Source organism: Nocardiopsis sp. YSL2, assembly GCF_030555055.1.
GTDB lineage: Bacteria > Actinomycetota > Actinomycetes > Streptosporangiales > Streptosporangiaceae > Nocardiopsis.
Map to the genome: position 1 here is coordinate 4,864,819 of NZ_JAMOAO010000001.1, position 20,039 is coordinate 4,884,857.

Below are 20,039 nucleotides of genomic sequence, written 5' to 3' on the forward strand. Positions count from 1 at the left end.
GGATGACCTCCCGGGACGCGTTCGCCCGGGTCGGCCAGGCGATCGAGGGTCACCTGCCGGTGTCGGCGCCGTCCTCAGGCGGAGTCGGCGGCGACGATGACGCGCAGAGCGGCGGGCCGCTTGGTGAACCGCACCGTGTCCCCGCACTCCCACACCTCGCCGTCCACGGAGATCTGCCGGTGGTCGGGCGGAAGGGCGAGCGTGAGCCCCGTGGTGAGCCAGGTGGAGTAGCCGTCCCCGCCCCGGGGGCGGTCGAGCAGGATGTCGGTGAGGGCGCGCCACCGGGGCGAGCGCCGCGCCGCCCCCAGCACCCGCACGTCGAGCCGCCCGTCGTCGAGCCGCTCGCGCATCGCCGGGAAGCGACCGTGCGTGCGGTACCGGCAGTTGCCCACGAAGGCCCACCACACGCGGGTCGGACGGCCGTCGATGCGGGTCGGGGTGGGTTCGACGTTCCTCAGGTCGCGCCACAGGGCCAGGCCGAACGCCGGCCACTTGCCGATCCTGGGCGCCCAGCGGTCGCGGCGCCGGACCAGGCGCGGGTGCGAGCCGAACGTCGCGGTGTTGAGGAAGACCCGGCCGTCGGCCTCGCCCACGTCGACCCTGGCCAGGTGGCCGGTCGCGTAGGCCCGCAGGGCGGTCTCCACCGAGGTCAGGCCGAGGGTGCGGGCGAAGTTGTTCAGGGTGCCGGTCGGCAGGACGAGCAGTGGCCGGTCGTGGTCCAGAGCGGCGCGGGCCCCGGCGTTGGCCGTCCCGTCGCCTCCCGAGACCGCCAGGACCCGGCTGTTGCGGGCCGCCTCGTCCATCACCGCCGCCATGTCGTCGTCCGGGGTCAGCGGCACGATCCGCGCCTTCGGCAGCGACCGTGTCACACGGTCCGCGGTGTCACCGAAGCTCGGCGCCCCGATCCCCGTCCCGGCGGAGCGCGGGTTGACCACCACGGTCACGTCGGCGCCCTCGGGTTCGGTGCCGGCCGTGCCCTCGAAGGTGGTGCGCGCGCCCGAGACCAGTTCCGGGCGGGCGGGAAGGACGACCCGCGACAGCAGGGCCGCGGCGGAGCCGATGGCCAGGCCCCCGGCCACGTCGCCGGGGTAGTGGACGCCGCTGTGCACCCGGGACAGCGCCACGGCGCCGGCGATGGCCCAGACCACGGCGGACAGCGGGCGCGGGGCGTCGGCGGCGATCCCCCCGGCGAAGGCCACCGCGGCGGCGGTGTGCCCCGAGGGGAAGGAGGAGTTGCCGTAGGCGCGGTAGGGGCGACGGGCGACCGGGACCCGGGAGCTGTCCGGACGCGAACGGGTGACCAGGTTCTTGACCACGAAGGAGGCGGCGTTGGCGGCGCCGGCGGAGGCGATCGCCCGCAGCGCGGTGCGGCGCAGGCGGGGCCCGCCGGTGGCCGCGAGCGTGGCCGAGACCAGCAGCCACGGCGCCATGTGGTCGGTGGCCTGGACGAAGCGGGGGGTGACCGGGTCCAGCACGGGCGGACCGATCGCCGTCACCCTGTCGTAGAGGTAGCGGTCGGCACGGCTGAAGGGTCGTGACAGGCGCAGTCGCATGCTCCCCAGGGTGGTCCCGTCCGGCCTCGGAGTCCAGGACCCGGCGGGTATGGATCGCCCCACATTTCGTGATCGATCCGTGACATATCCGGGGCAATCCGCCCTGTCGTTCCGCGACGAATCACCCGTGTCCGATCAGCGAACGAGTAAAGGAACCCATGGTCACGGGCCATACCGTCCCCCGCCGCAGGATCGCCGTCGTCGGCTCCGGGATCTCCGGGCTGACCGCTGCCCACATCCTGAGCCGGCACGCCGACGTCACCCTCCTGGAAGCGGACAGCCGCCTCGGCGGGCACGCGCACACCCACCGCCTGGGAACCGCGGGTGGCGCGGAGCTGTCCGTCGACAGCGGCTTCATCGTGCACAACCGCCGCACCTATCCCCATCTACTGCGGTTGTTCGAGGAGTTGCGGGTACCGACGCGCTCCACCGAGATGAGCATGTCGGTGCGCTGCGACGGGTGCGGCCTGGAGTACGCGGGGGCGCGGGGCCTGCCCGCCCTGCTGCCGAACCGGTCCCGGCGCAGCGCCGCCTACCTGCGCATGCTGGCGGAGGTGCCGCGCTTCCACCGCGCTGCCCGGCGCGTGCTCGACTCCGGTCCGCCCTCGCCGGCCCGCGAGCCGACCCTGGGCGACTTCGCCCGCCACTACCGCTTCGGGCCGCACTTCGTCGCGCACTTCCTGCTGCCGCTGGTGTCCGCGGTGTGGTCGTGCCCGCCGGGGACGGCGCTGGACTACCCGGCCCGTTACCTGTTCGCCTTCCTGCGCCACCACGGCATGCTCTCCGTGTGGGGATCGCCCTCGTGGCGGACGGTGGTGGGCGGTTCGCACGTGTACGTGGACCGCGTGGCCGCGCGTCTGGCCTCGGTGCGCACCGGCACGCCCGTCAGCGGTCTCGCGCGGACGGCCCACGGAGTGCGGCTGCGGGCCGGCTCCGAGGAGCTGGAGTTCGACGCGGCCGTGGTGGCCACCCACGCCGACCAGGCCCTGGACCTGCTGGAGTCGCCCACCCCGGTCGAGAAGGAGGTCCTCGGGGCCTTCGGCTACGCGCGCAACCGCACCCTGCTGCACACCGACACCTCCGTCCTGCCCCGGGACCGCGCCACGTGGGCGAGCTGGAACCACCGGCTGTCCTCGTGCGAGCCCGACGACGCGCCGGTCCGGGTCAGCTACCACATGAACCGCCTGCAGCACCTGCCCGGCGCCGAGCAGTACGTGGTGACCCTCAACGACCAGGGCACCGTGGGCTCCGACAGGGTCGTGGCCGCCATGGACTACGCCCACCCCGTCTACACGCCCGCCTCCGTCGCGGCCCAGCGGCGGCTCGTCGAGCTCAACGACGGCGTCGTGGCCTTCGCCGGGGCACACCACGGGTGGGGCTTCCACGAGGACGGGTGCCGGTCGGGGGTCGTCGCGGCGGCGAGCCTGGGGGTGCGCTGGTGAGCGACCCCGGCGTCCCGGCGCTCTACGAGTCCACCGTGCGCCACGTCCGCGCCGAACCCGTGCGGCACGCCTTCGCCTACCGCACCTACTACTGGCTGGTCGACCTGGACGCCCTGCCGCGCCCGCCCTGGCCCCTCCGGCTCCTGGGCGGGTTCCACGCGGCCGACCACGGCGACGGCGCGGCCCGGTCCACCCGGGCCGACATCGACGCCTACCTCGCCGGGCACGGGATCGACCTCGCCGGCGGCCGCGTGCTGATGCTCGCCCACGCCCGGGTGCTCGGCCACGTGTTCAACCCGCTCACCGTGTACTGGTGCCACGACCGCGGCGGACACCTGGTCCGTGTCGTGGCCGAGGTCCACAACACCTACGGCGGGCGGCACCGCTACCTGCTGGAGGTCGACGAGCGGGGCCGGGCCGAGGCCGACAAGGAGTTCCACGTGTCCCCGTTCAACCGGGTCGAGGGCCGCTACCGGCTCAGCCTCCCGGCACCCGGGGACCGCGTCGCCCTGACCGTCGCCCTGCACCGCACCGGCCGACCGCCCTTCGTGGCCTCGGTGCGGGGCGTACACCGCCCGGCCACCCCCGGGGCGCTGCTGCGGCTGGCCCTGCGGCACCCCCTCGCCCCACTGGTCGGCGCGCTGCGCATCCGCCGCCAGGGGATCGGGCTCTACCTGCGCGGCCTGCCGGTCCACCCACCGCGGGCCCACGACCGTGGACGAAGAGAACGAACGGACGAAACGCGATGAACACGACCCAGGACACGACCGACCGGCGCCGGACCCCCGACGTCGACGCCCGGCGCTGGCCCGACGTCGCCCGGATCCCGGCCCGCGGGCCGCGTACCCCCGTGGCGCGCGCCCTGGCCGGGCACGCCGCCGCGCGCGCCGGAGTCCGACTGCACACGGGCCCGGGAGAGCCCGCCGCCGCCGACCCGCCGGTGCTGTGCCTGCGCGACCCCGACGCCTTCCACCGGCGGCTGGCGGCCGGCGGGCTCATCGGCTTCGGTGAGTCCTACATGGCGGGGGAGTGGGACTCACCGGAGCTCGTCCGCCTCCTCACCGTCCTCGCGCAGGGGTACGAGGAGCTGGTACCGCGGCCCCTGCGTCCCCTGCGGCACGTGACACTGCCCCGCAGGCCCGCCCTGGAACGCAACACCCGCAGCGGCGCGCGCCGGCACATCAGCCACCACTACGACCTGTCCAACGACCTCTTCGCGACCTTCCTCGACCCGACCATGACCTACTCCAGCGCGTTGTTCGAGGACGGTGAGGAGCGCGACCCCGCCACACTGGCCCGGGCCCAGCGGCGCAAGATCGACCGCCTGCTGGACGGCGCCGGCGTCACCGACGGCACCGAACTCCTGGAGATCGGCACCGGCTGGGGCGAACTCGCCGTGCGCGCCGCGCGCCGCGGCGCCCGGGTCACCACGGTCACGCTGTCGTCGGAACAGCGCGACCTGGCGCGCGAGCGCGTCGCGGCGGCCGGACTGGGGGACCGGGTCCAGGTGGAGCTGCGCGACTACCGCGACGTCGAGGGCAGCTACGACGCCGTGGTGAGCGTGGAGATGGTCGAGGCGGTCGGCGAGCGCTACTGGCCGGTCTACTTCGCCGGGCTCGACCGCCTGGTGCGCCCGGGCGGGCGGGTCGGTCTGCAGAGCATCACGATGGAGCACGGCCTGATGCGGGCGTCGCGCAACTCCTACACCTGGATGCACAAGTACATCTTCCCGGGCGGTCTCATCCCCTCGGTCACCGCCATCGAGCAGCAGTTGCGGGACCGGACCCGGCTGAGGGTGGTCGACCGGCTCGCCTTCGGCGCCGACTACGCCGACACCCTGCGGTTGTGGCGCGACTCCTTCGAGGGTGCCGCCGAGCGCGTCGCCGAACTCGGCTTCGACGACACGTTCCGCCGCATGTGGTCGTTCTACCTCGCCTACTGCGAGGCCGGGTTCCGGGCGGGCATGATCGACGTGGAGCAGATGGTGCTGGAGCGCTCCCGGTGACCGCCGTGGCCGGGCTCGTGTCCACGGGTGCCCTGAACGCCCTGGCCCTGGCCGCGCTCATGCTCGGCGCCTTCGCCGTGGGCCGCCGGGTGGGGCGGCACAGTGTCGTGGACGTGGCGTGGGGCATCGGGTTCGTGCTGGTGGCGGGGGTCAGCCTGCTGACGGCCACCGCCGACCGGGGACGGGCCCTGCTGCTCTTCGTCCTCGTCGCGGTGTGGGGGGTGCGCCTGGCCGCGCACATCCACCGGCGCAGCCGCGGCGGCGGGGAGGACCCCCGCTACGACCGCCTGCTGTCGCGTGCCCCGGGCAGCCGTGACGCCTACGCCCTGCGCATGGTCTACCTGCTCCAGGGCGCCCTGGTGTGGCTGATCTCCCTGCCGGTCCAGGTCTCGGCGCACGCCTCCGGCCCTCTGGGCGGAGTCGCCGCGGCCGGAGCGGCGCTCTGGCTGTTCGGCTTCCTCTTCGAGGCGGTCGGGGACGCCCAGCTGCGCCGGTTCAAGACCGACCCGGCCAACCGCGGGCGGATCATGGACCGCGGACTGTGGGCGTGGACGCGCCACCCCAACTACTTCGGCGACGCGTGCGTGTGGTGGGGGCTGTTCCTGGTCGCGTCCGGGTCGTGGTGGGTCCTGGTGACCCTGCCGGCCCCGCTGGTGATGACGTTCCTGCTCACCAGGGGGTCCGGGCAGCGCCTGCTCGACGAGCACATGGCGGGGCGGCCCGGCTGGGCCGAGTACGCCCGCCGGACCAGTGCGTTCGTGCCCCTGCCGCCCCGGCGGCGCACACGGTGAGCCGGTGCGCCGCCGGCCGCTCTACACCGTGGGCAGGTGGCCGCCGTCGACGCGCACGGCGGTGCCCGTGACATAGGCGGCCTGGCGGCTCGCCAGGAAGGCGGCGACCGCGCCGTACTCCTCGGGGCGGCCGTAGCGCCCGGCGGGGATGGTGGCGCGGGCGTCCTCCTCCACCTCGGCGACCGTGCGGCCCTCGCGTTCGGCGCGGGCGCGGTCCAGGGCGTCGGTGCGCGGTGTGGCGACGCGGCCGGGCACGAGGACGTTGGCGGTCACGCCGTCGGCGGCCACCTCCCGGGCCAGCGTCTTGGACCAGGAGTGCAGTGACGCCCGCAGGGTGTTGGAGATGCCCAGGTTCGGAATCGGCGCGATCGCCCCGGAGGAGGTGCTGGTGATGATCCGGCCCCACCCGCGCTCGCGCATGCCCGGCACCACGGCGTCGGTGAGAGCGATGACCGGCAGGACCATGGACGCGTACTGGTCCTGCCACAGTCCGATGTCCTGGCCCAGAGCGGGCGTGGGCGGCGGGCCCCCGGTGTTGTTCACGAGGATGTCGACCGGGCCCAGGTCCCGGGCGACGCGTCCGGCCACCTCCGCGGCCCGGCCGTGGTCGGCCAGGTCCCAGGTCAGCGCGAGCGCGGACACCCCGTGCTCGGTGCAGGCCGCCACGGTCGCGGCGAGGCGCTCCTCGTCGCGGCCGGTGACGGCCACGTTCACGCCCTCGGCCGCCAGCGCCACGGCCATCGCCCGCCCCAGGCCGGAACCGGCCGCGGTGACCAGTGCGACCCTGCCTGCGATCCCCAGGTCCATGTGAGTCCTCCTGCTCGTCGTGTTGTGCGCATCCTGGCAGGCGGGCGGGGCGCGCGCGGGGCCGGGGCGGGTCAGGCCGGCGGGTCGACCGGCGGATTGGCCGTGGAGTACTCGGGCGGTTCCGGTGCGAGCAGCCCGCCGCCCGCGGTGGCGACGACGCCGTCCACGGTGAACTCCACCGAGCGCTCCCGGGTGGGGGAGCCCTCATCCCACAGGACGCGGGCACGGCCGGTCAGCCGCAGCGTGTCACCCGTCTCCCAGTCCGGGACGAGCAGGCCCGCGCGGGGCTCGACCCACAGGTTGCCCAGGGTGTTGAACATGGCGTTGCCGACGTAGTCCGGCCAGCTGAGCAGGGTGGGCGAGTGCACGCGCAGGAAGCCGGGGCCGCCGCCGCGGTGGTTGGCGTCCGCGTGCCCGGTGTCGGAGCGGGTGGCGACGAAGAAGGTGTCGGCGCGCCGGACGAGGGCCTGCTGGCCGGGGGTGAGGGCGTCCCCGTGGACGGGCTCGGGGCCGGTGGGCGCCGTGGGGACCGGGGTGCGCTTCTGGATGTACTTGGGACAGTTGGCGTAGACGTCCTCTGTCGCCACGCGCAGGCCCGGGCCGTGCGGCCGGACGGTCCCGTTGACGCGCATGCGACGGCGGCGGGCCGGGTCCAGGGCCAGGGCTCCGACGGGGGCGGGGCCCTGGCGCAGCCGCTCGGCGAGCGGGTCGCCGCGGTGCGGGAGCGCGGCGACGTCGAGCGTGTTCTCGTCGGGGACCCGGAGGAAGCCGGGCGGGCCGGTCAGCAGGGAGCACCAGGTGCGCCCGTCGGTGTCGGCCGCTCCGACCACCAGGAAGGTGCGGGCGGCGAGGAAGTCGGCGGCCACGTCGGGCACCGACGCGCGGATCGCCCGGGCGGTGTGGCCCGCCTGCCGCGACAGCGCGGCCCGTTCCTGGACGGCGAGTTCACCGCGGTGGTAGGAGCCCACGGCTCCCCCTTTCTGGATCGGTCGTCTTAGAAGAAACCGCAGGTGGGAGCTTCGTTGATGGGTGTTTGCGCGTCCTCGGCGCCGGTGGGGGCGTAGATCTCCAGGCGGATGCCGTCCGGGTCGTGGAAGAAGATCCCGCCGGAGGCGGCTCCCTCACGGTGCGGGACGACGCCGTCGTAGGCGAATTCCACGGCGGCGGCGCGGAGCTCGGTCTCGGCCCGGCGGACCTCCTCGATGGTGTCGACCTGGAAGGAGAGGTGGTGCAGGCCGGCGCTGTCGGTGCGGAAGGCGTGCGCGCTCTGCTTCCAGAGGGTGAGGACGAGTCGGCCGTCACGGCCCAGGAAGGCGAACTCGCGCCCCTCCTCCTTGCCCTCGCCCATGACCTCGAAGCCCAGGACCCGGCCGTAGAAGTCGCGGGAGCGGTCGAGGTCGGTGACGTTGAGTCCCACGTGCCCGGTGGTGGCGGTGGACGCGGCCATGGTGTGCCTCTTCTCCCTCAGGGTCCAGCCCGATCGCTGTAACCGTTGAGATGGACTTTAAGGGTTAGTTGTTCGGCATGTCAACCGCTCAAATGGTGTTCAACGGTTATCCAGGTAGGTTGGTACGATCCAGTCGGCCGCTGAGCAGGGGGAGGGCGCATGGTGGAACGCAGGGTCCGGCCACTGGTCGGCGAGCCCGTGGCCATGGATCTGCTCAACACCCGTTGGGCCGGGGGAGGGGTGGAGCACGATCTGCTCGACTCGCTCGACGGCCTGCGCCAATGGCTGGCGGAGACGGGCCTGGACGCCCGCTTCGCGGCCGACCGCGCCACGCTCGACCGCCTCCTGCGCGTGCGCGGCGCACTGCGGCGCCTGAGGGAGCACCCGGGGGAGGCCGGTGCCCGCGCCGACCTCAACGACGCCTTAGCCCACGGGTGCGTGCGGCGCAGGCTCCAGGAGGACGCCGAGGGCGGTCCCGGGACCCCCGCCTTCGACGTCGAGTTCGACGACCCCTCCTGGGGGCCGGCGTGGACGGCCGCCGCCGGCTACCTCGACCTGCTCCGCTCCCCGGACCGCATCCGCGGGTGCGCCAACCCCGCCTGCATCCTGGTCTTCTTCGACACCTCCAAGAACGGCACCCGGCGCTGGTGCTCCATGGCCGGGTGCGGCAACCGCGCGAAGGCCGCCCGGCACCAGGCCCGCGGACGGGCGGGCCGGACGGCCTGAGGTTCTGGGTCCTCGGCGGACCGGGGCCCCGCCGGCGCCGTGGCGGGACGGGCCGGGGCGCTCAGACGGCCCGCGTCAGGAGTCGTTCGGAACCACCACCGCGCGTCCGGACAGATCACCCGCCTCCAGCCTGCGGTAGGCCTCCAGGGCGTCGTCCATGCCGAAGCGCTCGATCTCGGGTGTGATCTGCCCGGCGCGGAACATGTCGACGACCTCCCACAGGTCCTCGACGGTTCCCCAGTACGTGCTGGTGACGTAGGACTCGTAGGGACTGGTGAAGAACGACCACTCGTGCGTGCCGCCCGCGATGCCCACGACCGTCAGCCGGGAGCCCTGCGCCATCGTCGCGGCGGCCGTGGAGACCGTGGGCGTGACCCCCACGAAGTCGAAGGCGGCGTCGATGCCCCGACCGCCGGTGAGCTCGCGGATCTCCTCGGCCTGGTTCTCCCCGGGAGCCACCGTGAGGGCTCCGTGGCGCTCCGCGCGCGCCCGCGCCTCCGGCTTGGTGTCCGTGGCGATGACGGTCGCGCCGGTCAGGGCGGTGAGGATCTGCACGGCGATCTGGCCGAGTCCGCCCAGGCCGACGACCAGGGCGTGGCGCCCGCCGCCGGCCAGGTGGGGCAGCGCCTGCTTGATCGCGTGGTACGGGGTGAGCCCCGCGTCGGCCAGCGGGGCGGCCAGCGCCGGGTCGGCGTCGCCCAGCGGAACGAGGTGGTGGGCGGGGGCGACCATGTAGTCGGCCATCCCGCCGTTGCGGCCCAGCCCCACGGCGAGGTAGGGCATCGTGGCGACGTTCTCGCAGTAGGTGTCCTGCCCCCGCGCGCACGCGCGGCAGTGCCCGCAGCCGACCGGCCCGTAGACGAGGTAGGCGCCGCCGACGTCGACGTGCGTGACCCCCTGGCCGAGCTCCTCGACCCACCCGGCGTTCTCGTGCCCCAGGACGAAGGGCGGCTTCTGGGCGCCGGGCTGGCCCTCCTCGAAGTGCCGGTAGACGCTGACGTCGGAGTGGCAGGCGCCGGCGCCCGCGACACGGATCAGCGCCTCGCCGGGACCTGGACGCGGCCTGGGCACCTCGGTGAGAGACGGGAAGGTCCCGTAGTCGTCGAAGACCACAGCGCGCATGAGTCGTCCCCCTGTGTCATCCGTCGGTCGCTCGACGCTATCAACGCCGATCGGGGCCGTCCGTCAACACGGAGTCCGCAGTCGGTTCTTTTGTGCTTGACCCGCGATGAGTCGTGCGGCCCGGGCGAGTCAGACAGGACGAGACCCATCGCCGACCCGCCAGGGAGGACACCGTGCACCGCCGGCCCAGCCTCGACAGCATGCTGCTCGCCACCCACGACCCCGACCGCCTGCACGCCTGGTACGCCGAGGTCCTGGACCCACAGGAGGACGACGACGTGGACGGCTACCGGGTGCTGCGCTTCGGGCACTTCCACCTGCTCATCGACCGCCGCCCCGACGTCGCCGCCAAGGCCGTCGAGCCAGCCAGGTCCATCGTCAACTTCGACGTCGGCGACGCCCGGGCCGTAGTCCAGCGCATGGACGCCGCGGGCACCACCTGGGTCGCACCCCTGGAGGACCGGCACGGCAGCCTCTTCGCCACCGCCGAGGACCCCGACGGCAACCATGTCCAGATCATCCAGCTCAGCGATGAGCACCGCGCCGCCATGGAGGGCGGCGCCTGACACCGAGGAGGCCGCCATGGTCACCGCCACGCACGTGTTCGGGTCCTTCGCCGTCCCGGACACCGGCACCGCGCGCGAGTTCTACGCCGGCACGCTCGGCCTCGAGGTCGGGCCGGTCGCCGGAATGGAGGAGGAGGGCCTGATCGAGATCGACCTCGGTGAGGGCCGGACCATCCTCGTCTACCCGAAGCCGGACCACGCCCCGGCCGTGTTCACCGTCCTCAACCTCGTCGTGGACGACGTCGGGGCCGCCGTCGACGAGCTCGCCGCCGCGGGCGTGCAGAAGCTGCGCTACGAGGGCTTCGAGCAGGACGCCAGGGGCATCGCCCGCGGCGACGGCGGACCCGCCGTCGCCTGGTTCGCCGACCCGTTCGGCAACCTGTGTTCTGTCCTACAGGAGGCGTAGCGTGACGGTCATGGTGGACCACCCCGCGGACCAGGACTTCGCCCAGCTCGCCGACCCCTACCGGCGGGAGCTGTACGCGCACTGCTACCGCATGCTCGGTTCCGTGCACGACGCCGAGGACCTGGTGCAGGAGACCTATCTGCGCGCCTGGAAGGCCTACGACCGGTTCGAGGGCCGGTCCAGCCTGCGCACCTGGCTGCACCGCATCGCCACCACGGCCTGCCTCACCGCCCTCGAGCAGCGCGGGCGGCGCCCGCTGCCCACCGGGCTCGGCGGTCCCGCCGAGCCCGAGGGGCGGCTCGGCGAGCGCCCCGAGCTGCCCTGGCTGGAACCGGTACCCGACGCCCTGGTCGGCGCGGGGGACGGGGACCCGGGGACGGTGGTCGCCGCCCGCGAGAGCGTGCGCCTGGCACTGGTGGCGGCCCTGCAGTACCTCCAGCCGCGCCAGCGGGCCGTGCTCGTCCTGCGGGACGTGCTGCGGTTCAGCGCCGCCGAGGTCGCCGAGATCCTCGACACCTCCGTCCCGGCGGTCAACAGCCTGCTCCAGCGCGCCCGCGCGCAGCTGGCCAGGTCCGCCCCGACCGAGGACCGGGTCGAGGTGCCCGGGGCCGAGCAGAGGCGGGTCCTGGAGCGCTACGTCACGGCGTTCGAGAACTACGACGTCAGCGGGATCACTGCGATGTTCACCGCCGACGCGGTCTGGGAGATGCCGCCCTTCACCGCCTGGGTGCGCGGCGCCGAGCACATCGGCCGCCTCATCCTGTCGAGCTGCCCGGCCCAGGGCCCCGGAGACATGCGGATGCTCCCGGCCGGGGCCAACGGCCAGCCGGCCTTCGGGCTCTACATGCGCGGCGCGGACGGCGTCCACCGCGCCTTCCACCTCCAGGTCCTGGACCTGACCGGGGGCGGTGTCGCCCACGCGGTCGCGTTCTTCGACGTGTCCCTCTTCCCGCGCTTCGGCCTGCCCGCCGTCCTGGGGGACCGCTCACAGGACGCCGCGCCGGGCAGCCGCGGTGCGGGGCCGGCGGGATAGGCTGAGCGGCGTCCGCGCCCGTGCCCGTGCGGCGCGGGAGCCCGCGAGCCGCGAAAGCGAGAGCATGAGCCCTTCGATCGCCACCAACACCCGGGTCGACCTCGACGGCCTGCTGGACTTCGTGCGCACCCGCCACCACGCCCTGCTCATCACCCGGCGAGCGGACGGCGACCCGCAGGCCTCACCCGTGGTGTGCGGGGTCGACGCCCAGGGCCGCATCGTGGTCTCCACCTACCCCGAGCGCGCCAAGGCCCGCAACGCCGCCCGCGACGCCCGGGCGAGCGTGGTCGTCCTCTCCGACGACTTCGACGGGCCCTGGGTGCAGGTCGACGGCGATGCCGAGGTCCTCGACGGCGAGGCGGCGGTGGAGCCGCTGGTGGAGTACTTCCGGGTGATCTCCGGTGAGCACCCCGACTGGGACGAGTACCGCGCCGCCATGCGCCGTCAGGGCAAGGCCCTGGTGCGCGTCACGCCCCGGCGCTGGGGGCCGGTCGCCACCGGTGGGTTCCCCGCCGACCGGGTCTGAGCGCGGTCAGTCCTCGCGGGCGTGGCGGTCGATCTCGGCCAGCTCCTCGTCGGTGAAGTCCAGGTGCCCGACGGCGGCCACGCTGTCCTCCAGCTGAGCGACGCTGCTCGCGCCGATCACCGCCGAGGTCACCCGCCCGCCGCGCAGCACCCACGCCAGCGCCATCTGGGCCAGCGACTGGCCGCGGCCCCCGGCGATGGCGTTCAGCGCGCGGATGCGCCCCATCACGGCCGGGGTGAGCCGGTCGGCCGTCAGGAACGGGCTGGCACCCGCGGCCCGTGAGCCCTCGGGCACGCCGTCGAGGTAGCGGTCGGTGAGCAGCCCCTGCGACAGCGGCGAGTAGGCGATGGAACCGGCGCCCACCTCGTCCAGGGCGTCGAGCAGGCCGTCCTCCACCCAGCGGTTGAACATCGAGTACGAGGGCTGGTGGATGAGCAGCGGCGTGCCCAGCTCCCGTAGGATGCGCGCCGCCTCCAGGGTCTGTTCGGGGGAGTAGTTCGACACGCCCGCGTACAGGGCCTTGCCCTGGCGGACCGCCGTGTCGAGCGCGCCCATGGTCTCCTCCAGGGGAGTGTCGGGGTCCGGGCGGTGGCTGTAGAACACGTCCACGTACTCCAGGCCCGTCCGCTCCAGGCTCTGGTCCAGGCTGGCCAGCATGCCCTTGCGCGAACCCCACTCCCCGTAGGGGCCGGGCCACATGTGGAACCCGGCCTTGGTGGAGACGACGATCTCGTCGCGGTAGCGGCCCAGGTCGCGGGCGAACACCCGGCCGAAGTTCACCTCGGCCGCGCCGGCCGGCGGGCCGTAGTTGTTGGCCAGGTCGAAGTGGGTGATCCCGAGGTCGAACGCCCGCAGCAGGACCGAGCGCTGGACCTCGATCCCCCGGTCGTCGCCGAAGTTGTGCCACAGGCCCAGGGACAGGGCGGGCAGACGCAGCCCGCTCCGGCCGCAGCGGCGGTAGGGCATGGCGTCGTAGCGGGTCGGTGCGGCGACGTAGCTCAAGCGAGGTTTCCCTTCGAGGCGTCCACGGGACACGGTCGCGTCCATCCTCGCACCTCGCGGCCGACGCAGTCCGCGCGGCCCGTTGCGCGTGGGCGCCGTGGGCGCCGCAGGTCAGGGCCGCCCGTGCGGCCCGGGGCCCTCCCGCCCCGCCTCACCCTCGTGCGGATCCGCCTCGACGGGCCCCCGGGGCAGGCGGGTCCTCCCACTCCGTGGAGTACCGCCGCCCGTCCGGGCGCTTTCGGCCGGTCGTCCTCCGGGCGCGCGGCCCGGCACCGCCGTCGGCCGCGGTCGCTACAGGGTCGACAGCATGTCGCGGCACGCCTGCTCGCAGATCTGGCACTCCCGGGCGCAGATCCGGCAGTGCGCGTGCTCCGCGGCGTGCTGCTCGCACTCGGCCCGGCAGACCGCGCACACCGTCGCGCACGCGTTCAGGAGCGCTCGCAGCACGCGCTCCTCCGACCCGGTCTGCCGGGTCAGGACGCGCCGGGTGGCCCCGCACACCTCCGCGCAGTCGAGGGTGGTGCGCACGCACACGGTCAGGTCGGCCACGGACCGTTCGCTCAGACACGCGTCCGCGCACGCGTCGCAGGCCTCGGCACACGCCGCGCAGGCGTCGACGCAGGCCCGCAGGCGGGCCTGGTCGGTCCCCGTGATCGACCCGGGGTACGTCTCCAGCATCCGCTCGGTGATGCTCATGGCGACTCTCCCTCCCTTGTGTCCGTTATGGGGGCGAATACCCGAGTTCGGCGCAGTAAATCGGACCGCCCGGGTTGCGGTTACGGGCAGGGGCCGACGGGTAGCCGTACCCCTACAGCCGGCTGTACACAGGACCGCCACAGGCCGCGTCCACCAGGCGGGAGTGAACACCATGAACCGGAAGACGCCCCCGATCGAGGACTACGAGGGCCTGCCGATCGCCACGGTGCAACACCGGATCCGCTCGCTCGACGGGGAGCAGATGAGGGAGCTCATCGCCTACGAGGAGCACCACGGCAACCGCACCGGGGTTCTGGAGATCCTCCACCAGCGTCTGCACGGGCTGGAGGAGGGGGCCGAGCCCTCGGGCGGCGACCAGGGCTTCCGACCGGAGACCCCGGGGCCCGCGCGCGGCGGTTCCCCCGTGGGGGAGGACACCACCGCGCCCAGGCAGGGCCTGCCGCCGGAGGGCTACCCCGAGGCCCGGCGCTAGCGCCGACGTCTGGTCAGGACCTGGTCAGGAAGGGTCCGCGTCGCGTTTTCGCCCGGCGCACGCGGGTAGCCGTACACCCACACGCGGTGCGGACCGACGACGGACGCGGAACGGCACGGCCGTGGCAGGCACCACGCCGACCGTTCCCAGGAGGCGGTTCCCATGATCCGATGGACGGTACCCGCGGCCCTGGCCGCCGGGCGCTGGGCCCTGTCCCGGCGCCGGCGGCGGCGTGAACGCGCACGCCCGGGCGAGCTGGTCCCGTGGGCGGTGGCCGGAGCTGTCGCGGGAGTCTCCGCCTCGGCGCTGGCCGAGCGCCGTCTCGCCGGCCTCCTGCGGGGCAGGGCCGTCCTCGTCACGGGCGGCACCCGGGGACTCGGACTGCGGCTCGCCCGCGAGTTCGGCTCCTACGGCGCTGCGGTCGCGGTCTGCGGCCGGGACCGGGGCCGGCTGGACCGGGCCGTCGCGGGGCTCGCCGGGCGCGGGATCCGTGCGCACGGCATCCAGTGCGACCTGTCCGACCCCGAGCAGGCCGAGGCCGTGGTGGAGGAGGCCGCCGAGCGCCTCGGCGGGCTGGACGTGGTGGTCAACAACGCCGGGATCCTGCGCGTGGGACCGCGCGAGACCATGACGACCGCGGACGTCGAGGACGCCATGGCGGTCATGTTCTGGGGGCCCTACCACGTCGCGCGTGCTGCCTGGGGGCGGCTGCGCGAGTCCAGGGGCTCCTTCGTCACTATCACCTCCATCGGCGGCCACCTGGCACCGCCGCACCTGTGGCCCTACGCCTGTGCCAAGGCCGCGCAGGTCGCGCTCTCCGAGGGGCTCGCGGCCGAGAGCCAGGGCTCCGGCGTGCGCGTGACCACGGTGGTCCCGGGCCTGATGCGCACCGGTTCACCCCGGGGAGCCGTGTTCTCCGGCGCGCCCGAGCGCGAGTACGGCTGGTTCGCCGTGTGCGCGGGCCTGCCCCTGCTGTCCATGAGCGCCGATCGGGCCGCCCGCCGCATCGTGCGCGCCACGGTCCGCGGCCGCGGCTACGTGGTCCTAACGCCCGCGGCCCGCCTGGGGATGGCCGTCCACGGTCTCGCCCCGGGGCTGACGCAGCGGGCGATGGCCCTGGCGGGGTGGCTGCTGCCCGGCGTGCCGCCCGAACCCGAGCAGCGGCCGGGCACCGAGGCGGGACAGGGCCTGCCGGGGGTCGTGCGCGCGCTCAGCGCGCTCAACGAGGGCGCGGGCCGACGCCTCAACCAGCCCTCGCGTGCCGGATCCGCGCCTCCCGGCGACGGCGGACGCGAACCGTAGGCCCGGGGAGGTCGTCATGACGCGCTTCGGATACTTCATCGCCGCGGAGGAGCACGGGCCCGCGGATCTGGTCGAGCAGGCCAGGGGCGCCCGTGCGGCCCCGACCCCGAGGCCCGCGTCGCCGCGATCCGGCCCTGTGTCGAGGCCGCGGCCGACGAGGTCGGCGTCAACCACATCGGCGACGACCAGGAGGGCTTCTTCGAGTTCCACTCCAACGAGGTCCCGCCCCGTCTGCGGCGGATGGAGCGCGCCTGACCGGCGGCCCGTCCCCGCGCCCGTTGTCGAAGGAGGACATCCCATGCGCACCAGAGCACCGGTCCTGCGGTATCCGGACCCGCTTCCGCCGGATCCGTTCCCACCGAGCCCGGTTCCGCCGGACCCCTACCCGCCCTCGCCGGAGCCCGTCCCGCCCCCTGAACCGCCGTCGCCGGAGCCGCCGGGGCCCGAACCGGAACCCGAGCCGGTCTGAGCCGAGAGGAGGGCCGTCGCGGGGGCGACGGCCGCCGCCTGACGGGAGCACGTGCGGGGCGGGCCGGCCGCGGCGCGCCCCGCACCGCCGATCGCGCTCAGTAGGCGGCCACGGTCGAGATCCGCAGCTCTTCGTCGGTGTCCACGTCCACCAGGACGTGGTCACCAGCCACGACCTGGCCGTCCAGCACCATGCGTGAGAGCCGGTTGCCCACCGAGCGCTGGATCGTGCGCGCCAGCGGCCGCGCGCCGTAGGCGGGCTGGTATCCGCGCTCGGCCAGCCAGCCCACCGCCTCGTCGGTGAAGCGCACGGTGATGTCCTGGGCCTTGAGCCGCTGCTCGGTCCGCTCCAGCATGAGCCGGGTGATCCGGGCCAGTTCCTCGGCGCCCAGCTGCTGGAAGACGATGACCTCGTCGATGCGGTTCAGGAACTCGGGACGGAACTCCTCGCGCAGGCGCCGCATCACGCGCTGCTCGGTGTCGGGGTCCATCTGGCCCTCGGCCGTGAAGCCCATGGGCCCGCCGCCGGTGATGGCCTCCGACCCCAGGTTGCTGGTCATGATGACCACCGTGTTGCGGAAGTCGACCGTGCGGCCCTGCCCGTCGGTCAGCCGGCCGTCGTCCAGCAGCTGCAGGAGCAGATTGAACACGTCGTGGTGCGCCTTCTCGACCTCGTCGAGCAGCAGGACCGAGTAGGGGTGGCGCCGCACCGCCTCGGTGAGCTGGCCGGCCTCCTCGTAGCCGACGAACCCGGGCGGGGCCCCGGTCAGGCGGCTGGCGGTGTGCCGCTCCTGGAACTCGCTCATGTCGATGCGGACCATGGCCTCCTCGGAGCCGAAGAGGGTCTCGGCCAGGGCCCGTGCCAGCTCGGTCTTGCCCACGCCGGTCGGCCCCAGGAACAGGAAGCTGCCCACCGGGCGGCCGGGGTCGCCGAGGCCGGCGCGCGAGCGGCGGATCGCCTCCGAGACGGCCGTGACCGCCTCGTTCTGGCCGATGACGCGCTCGTGCAGGCTGGCCTCCAGGTGGACCAGGCGTTCGCGCTCCTCCTGGGTGAGCTGGGAGACGGGGATGCCCGTGCTGCGCGCGACCACGTCGGCCACGTCCTCGGCGCCCACCTCGGGGACCGACGACCCGGTTCCGCGCGCCTGGTGCACCGACCCCTTGGCCCGTGCGATCTCGTCGCGCAGGGACGAGGCGCGCTCGTAGTCCTCCTCCTGGACGGCCTTCTCCTTCTGCTCCTCCAGGGTCTTCAACCGGCCCTCCAACTCGCGCAGTGCCGAGCTGGACGTGCGCAGGCGCAGCCGGACACGGGCGCCGGCCTGGTCGATGAGGTCGATGGCCTTGTCCGGCAGGAAGCGGTCGGTGATGTAGCGGTCGGACAGTTCGGCGGCCGCGACCAGGCTCTCGTCGCTGAACCGCACCTGGTGGTGCGCCTCGTAGCGGTCGCTCAGCCCGCGCAGGATCTCGATGGTGTCCGAGACCGAGGGCTCGGGCACCAGGATGGGCTGGAAGCGCCGCTCCAGCGCCGCGTCCTTCTCCACGTTCTTGCGGTACTCGTCCACGGTGGTCGCGCCGATGATGTGCAGTTCGCCGCGGGCGAGCGCGGGCTTGAGCATGTTCCCGGCGTTGACCGACCCCTCGGCCGCACCGGCGCCCACGATCGTGTGGATCTCGTCGATGAACACGAGCAGGCGGTCGGCCTTCTCGCGGATCTCGTCGACGATGGTGGTCAGGCGCTCCTCGAAGTCGCCCCGGTAGCGGGTTCCGGCCACCACCCCGGCCAGGTCCAACTGGACCAGGCGGCGCCCGCGCAGGGTCTCGGGCACGTCGTCGTCGAAGATGCGCTGGGCGATGCCCTCCACGATCGCGGTCTTGCCCACCCCCGGGTCGCCGATGAGCACCGGGTTGTTCTTGCGGCGCCGGGCCAGCACCTCGATGCACTGTTCGACCTCGTCGTCGCGGCCGACCACGGGGTCCAGCCGGCCCTCGCGGGCCAGGGCGGTCATGTCGGTGGCGAACTCGTCCAGGGTCGGTGTGTCCGAGGGCTCGGCCTCCGTCTGCTCGGCGGCGGGCACGGCCCCGGCCGACTGCTGGAGCGACTCGGGTGTGACGCCGGAGTCGCGCAGGAGCTGGCCCACCGCACCGGAGGGGTTGACCGCCAGGGCGAAGAGCAGGTGTTCGGGCGTGATGCTGGAACTTCCGGTGGCGCGGGCGATCTGCAGGGCGTCCAACAGGGCGCGCTTGGCCGAGGGGGTGAGCCTGGCGGTGCCGGGCATCACGGACCGCGGGGCCTGGGCGACCGCGTGGTCGATGACGTCGCCCAGCGTGGCGAGGTCGGCACCGGTGCGCTTGACAAGGTCACGCGTGGGCTCGTGACGCAGCAGCGACCACATCAGGTGGATGGTGTCGACGTCGGCGCCGCCGGTCTCCAGGGCACGGCGCACGCCCGCGTCGGCCACCTGCCGGGCCTCGGCGCTCATGAGCTTGGACAGGTCCACACGGCGGACCGGGCCGCGCGCGCCCAGGAACCGGGCGAGGAACTCGTCGAAGGAGCCCGGTTCGTTGCCGTGGCCGTCGGGAAAGTCGTGTGTCATCGGTTCTCGTCCCCCGTGCGTACGGTAGTTCTTTATTTACCCTACGTGATGACTTTGAGGGGGTCGCCGTCATCACGCCCCGGTGTGGGAGGCCTCGTCCAGCCGGGCCCTCTCCTGGTCGCTGAGCCGCAGCTCGTCGACCGGAAGCAGTGCGGAGAGCTGGTCCAGGTCGCGGGCGCTGGCCAGCACCGAGGCGACGGCGGGCCGGTCCACGAGCCAGGCCAGCGCGACCGTCGCCGGGGCGACACCCCTGCGCGCGGCGATCGCGTCGAGTTCGGCCAGCACGCGCGGTCCCTGCGGACGGTCGAGGTAGGCGCCGGCGCGGCCGGCGCGCGGGCTGTCCCCCTGGCCGCCGCCCGGCCGGTACTTGCCGGTGAGGAAGCCGCGGGCCAGTCCGAAGTAGGGGAGCAGGGCCAGTTCCCGCTCCTGGGCCAGCGGGACCAGGTCGGCCTCGACGGCCCGCTCCATCAGGTTGTAGTGCGGCTGGACGCAGACCGGGGCGTGCAGGCCCCGCTCCCGGCACACGTCCAGCCACGCGGTGATCCGTTCCGGGCTGTGGTTGGACAGGCCGATGGCGCGCACCTTGCCCTCGTCGACCAGGGCGGAGAAGGCCTCGGCGCTCTCCTCGACCGGGGTGTCGGGGTCGTCGAAGTGCGCGTAGTAGAGGTCGACGGCCTCCACACCCAGGCGCTTGAGCGAGGCGTGCGCGGCGGCGCGGACGTTGTCGGCGGACAGCCCGGGGAAGGCGGGGTGTTGGCTGACCTTGGTGGCGATCACCAGGTCGTCGGGGCGGCCGCGGGAGGCCAGCCAGGCGCCGATGACCGTCTCGGACTCTCCGCCGGTGTGTCCCTCGACCCAGGCGGAGTAGGAGTCGGCGGTGTCGACGAAGGTGCCGCCCGCCTCGCGGAAGGCGTCCAGCAGGCGGAAGGAGGTCGCCTCGTCGGCCGTCCAGCCGAACACGTTGCCGCCCAGGCACAGGGGGGACACGAGGAGGTCGGAGCGGCCCAGTCGGCGCGAGGTGGTCTCGGTCATGCTCACCCGTCTCGGAGTCGGTATCGGA

Annotated in this window: 20 protein-coding genes and 1 pseudogene; 12 read left to right on the forward strand and 9 right to left on the reverse strand. The window is 73.9% G+C overall.

Translation table 11 applies throughout. The annotated features are described in order from the left end of the window. Positions 1–74: 74 nt before the first annotated feature. Entirely contained in the window at positions 75–1,553 is a 1,479-nt protein-coding gene (locus M1P99_RS21415; RefSeq protein ID WP_304454371.1) for a bifunctional phosphatase PAP2/diacylglycerol kinase family protein, read from the reverse strand. Positions 1,554–1,711: 158 nt separating this feature from the next. Between M1P99_RS21415 and M1P99_RS21420 the strand changes: the two genes are divergently transcribed. The 4 genes from M1P99_RS21420 to M1P99_RS21435 are packed head-to-tail and all read left to right on the forward strand — an operon-like array spanning position 1,712 to position 5,791. Beyond that, positions 1,712–2,995: an NAD(P)/FAD-dependent oxidoreductase gene (locus tag M1P99_RS21420; RefSeq protein WP_304454372.1), complete on the forward strand. Its 1,284-nt coding sequence runs from the start codon at positions 1,712–1,714 to the stop codon at positions 2,993–2,995. Continuing rightward, complete coding sequence (locus M1P99_RS21425) at positions 2,992–3,744, forward strand: DUF1365 domain-containing protein (RefSeq protein WP_304454373.1); 753 nt, start codon at positions 2,992–2,994, stop codon at positions 3,742–3,744. The genes M1P99_RS21420 and M1P99_RS21425 overlap by 4 nt, the downstream gene beginning before the upstream one ends. Next, positions 3,741–5,000 carry a cyclopropane-fatty-acyl-phospholipid synthase family protein gene (locus tag M1P99_RS21430; RefSeq protein ID WP_304454374.1) on the forward strand — a complete coding sequence of 420 codons (1,260 nt, stop codon included), beginning with the start codon at positions 3,741–3,743 and terminating at the stop codon, positions 4,998–5,000. The genes M1P99_RS21425 and M1P99_RS21430 overlap by 4 nt, the downstream gene beginning before the upstream one ends. Before the next feature lie 59 nt (positions 5,001–5,059). Further along, complete coding sequence (locus tag M1P99_RS21435) at positions 5,060–5,791, forward strand: DUF1295 domain-containing protein (RefSeq protein ID WP_304455787.1); 732 nt, start codon at positions 5,060–5,062, stop codon at positions 5,789–5,791. Between the two features lie 21 nt (positions 5,792–5,812). On the opposite strand, the gene M1P99_RS21440 is transcribed toward M1P99_RS21435, so the two are convergent. The 3 genes from M1P99_RS21440 to M1P99_RS21450 all read right to left on the reverse strand — a co-directional run bounded on the left by M1P99_RS21440 (position 5,813) and on the right by M1P99_RS21450 (position 8,045). After that, positions 5,813–6,598, reverse strand: coding sequence for an SDR family oxidoreductase (locus tag M1P99_RS21440; protein ID WP_304454375.1), 786 nt, complete (start codon positions 6,596–6,598; stop codon positions 5,813–5,815). A 71-nt stretch (positions 6,599–6,669) separates the two neighbouring features. Beyond that, on the reverse strand, positions 6,670–7,566 hold the full coding sequence (locus M1P99_RS21445) for a pyridoxamine 5'-phosphate oxidase family protein (RefSeq protein ID WP_304454376.1): 897 nt from the start codon (positions 7,564–7,566) through the stop codon (positions 6,670–6,672). A 26-nt stretch (positions 7,567–7,592) separates the two neighbouring features. Continuing rightward, positions 7,593–8,045 (reverse strand): VOC family protein, encoded by a 453-nt coding sequence (locus M1P99_RS21450; protein WP_304454377.1) that lies wholly within the window; start codon positions 8,043–8,045, stop codon positions 7,593–7,595. A 159-nt stretch (positions 8,046–8,204) separates the two neighbouring features. Between M1P99_RS21450 and M1P99_RS21455 the strand changes: the two genes are divergently transcribed. Then, positions 8,205–8,771, forward strand: coding sequence for a CGNR zinc finger domain-containing protein (locus tag M1P99_RS21455; protein ID WP_304454378.1), 567 nt, complete (start codon positions 8,205–8,207; stop codon positions 8,769–8,771). 75 nt (positions 8,772–8,846) lie between these two features. On the opposite strand, the gene M1P99_RS21460 is transcribed toward M1P99_RS21455, so the two are convergent. Further along, positions 8,847–9,893: an NAD(P)-dependent alcohol dehydrogenase gene (locus tag M1P99_RS21460; RefSeq protein WP_304454379.1), complete on the reverse strand. Its 1,047-nt coding sequence runs from the start codon at positions 9,891–9,893 to the stop codon at positions 8,847–8,849. Positions 9,894–10,093: 200 nt separating this feature from the next. On the opposite strand from M1P99_RS21460, the gene M1P99_RS21465 reads away from it, so the two are divergent. The 4 genes from M1P99_RS21465 (at position 10,094) to M1P99_RS21480 (ending at position 12,424) form a co-directional block, all read left to right on the forward strand. Next, the gene (locus M1P99_RS21465) at positions 10,094–10,459 is read left to right on the forward strand and encodes a glyoxalase/bleomycin resistance/extradiol dioxygenase family protein (RefSeq protein WP_304455788.1); all 366 of its coding nucleotides are present in this window, start codon (positions 10,094–10,096) and stop codon (positions 10,457–10,459) included. A 16-nt stretch (positions 10,460–10,475) separates the two neighbouring features. After that, entirely contained in the window at positions 10,476–10,865 is a 390-nt protein-coding gene (locus tag M1P99_RS21470) for a VOC family protein (RefSeq protein ID WP_304454380.1), read from the forward strand. Between the two features lies 1 nt (position 10,866). Then, the gene (locus M1P99_RS21475) at positions 10,867–11,898 is read left to right on the forward strand and encodes a sigma-70 family RNA polymerase sigma factor (protein WP_304454381.1); all 1,032 of its coding nucleotides are present in this window, start codon (positions 10,867–10,869) and stop codon (positions 11,896–11,898) included. A 64-nt stretch (positions 11,899–11,962) separates the two neighbouring features. Beyond that, positions 11,963–12,424, forward strand: coding sequence for a TIGR03618 family F420-dependent PPOX class oxidoreductase (locus tag M1P99_RS21480; protein ID WP_304454382.1), 462 nt, complete (start codon positions 11,963–11,965; stop codon positions 12,422–12,424). Between the two features lie 6 nt (positions 12,425–12,430). Here the strand turns inward: M1P99_RS21480 and mgrA are convergent, their stop codons facing one another. Beyond that, complete coding sequence (mgrA, locus tag M1P99_RS21485; protein WP_304454383.1) at positions 12,431–13,426, reverse strand: L-glyceraldehyde 3-phosphate reductase; 996 nt, start codon at positions 13,424–13,426, stop codon at positions 12,431–12,433. A gap of 291 nt (positions 13,427–13,717) precedes the next feature. Beyond that, positions 13,718–14,122, reverse strand: a complete 405-nt coding sequence (locus M1P99_RS21490; protein WP_304454384.1) for a four-helix bundle copper-binding protein — start codon at positions 14,120–14,122, stop codon at positions 13,718–13,720. Between the two features lie 172 nt (positions 14,123–14,294). Here M1P99_RS21490 and M1P99_RS21495 point away from each other — a divergent pair, with 172 nt between their 5' ends. The 3 genes and pseudogenes from M1P99_RS21495 to M1P99_RS21505 all read left to right on the forward strand — a co-directional run. Continuing rightward, positions 14,295–14,615: a hypothetical protein gene (locus tag M1P99_RS21495; RefSeq protein WP_304454385.1), complete on the forward strand. Its 321-nt coding sequence runs from the start codon at positions 14,295–14,297 to the stop codon at positions 14,613–14,615. A 162-nt stretch (positions 14,616–14,777) separates the two neighbouring features. Next, positions 14,778–15,917 carry an SDR family oxidoreductase gene (locus M1P99_RS21500; RefSeq protein ID WP_304454386.1) on the forward strand — a complete coding sequence of 380 codons (1,140 nt, stop codon included), beginning with the start codon at positions 14,778–14,780 and terminating at the stop codon, positions 15,915–15,917. Positions 15,918–16,010: 93 nt separating this feature from the next. Then, a pseudogene (locus M1P99_RS21505) lies at positions 16,011–16,172 on the forward strand (LLM class F420-dependent oxidoreductase); the annotation flags it as partial. A 311-nt stretch (positions 16,173–16,483) separates the two neighbouring features. On the opposite strand, the gene M1P99_RS21510 reads toward M1P99_RS21505, so the two are convergent. Beyond that, on the reverse strand, positions 16,484–18,979 hold the full coding sequence (locus tag M1P99_RS21510) for an ATP-dependent Clp protease ATP-binding subunit (protein ID WP_304454387.1): 2,496 nt from the start codon (positions 18,977–18,979) through the stop codon (positions 16,484–16,486). A gap of 72 nt (positions 18,980–19,051) precedes the next feature. Beyond that, positions 19,052–20,011, reverse strand: a complete 960-nt coding sequence (locus tag M1P99_RS21515) for an aldo/keto reductase (protein ID WP_304454388.1) — start codon at positions 20,009–20,011, stop codon at positions 19,052–19,054. Positions 20,012–20,039 lie beyond the last annotated feature (28 nt).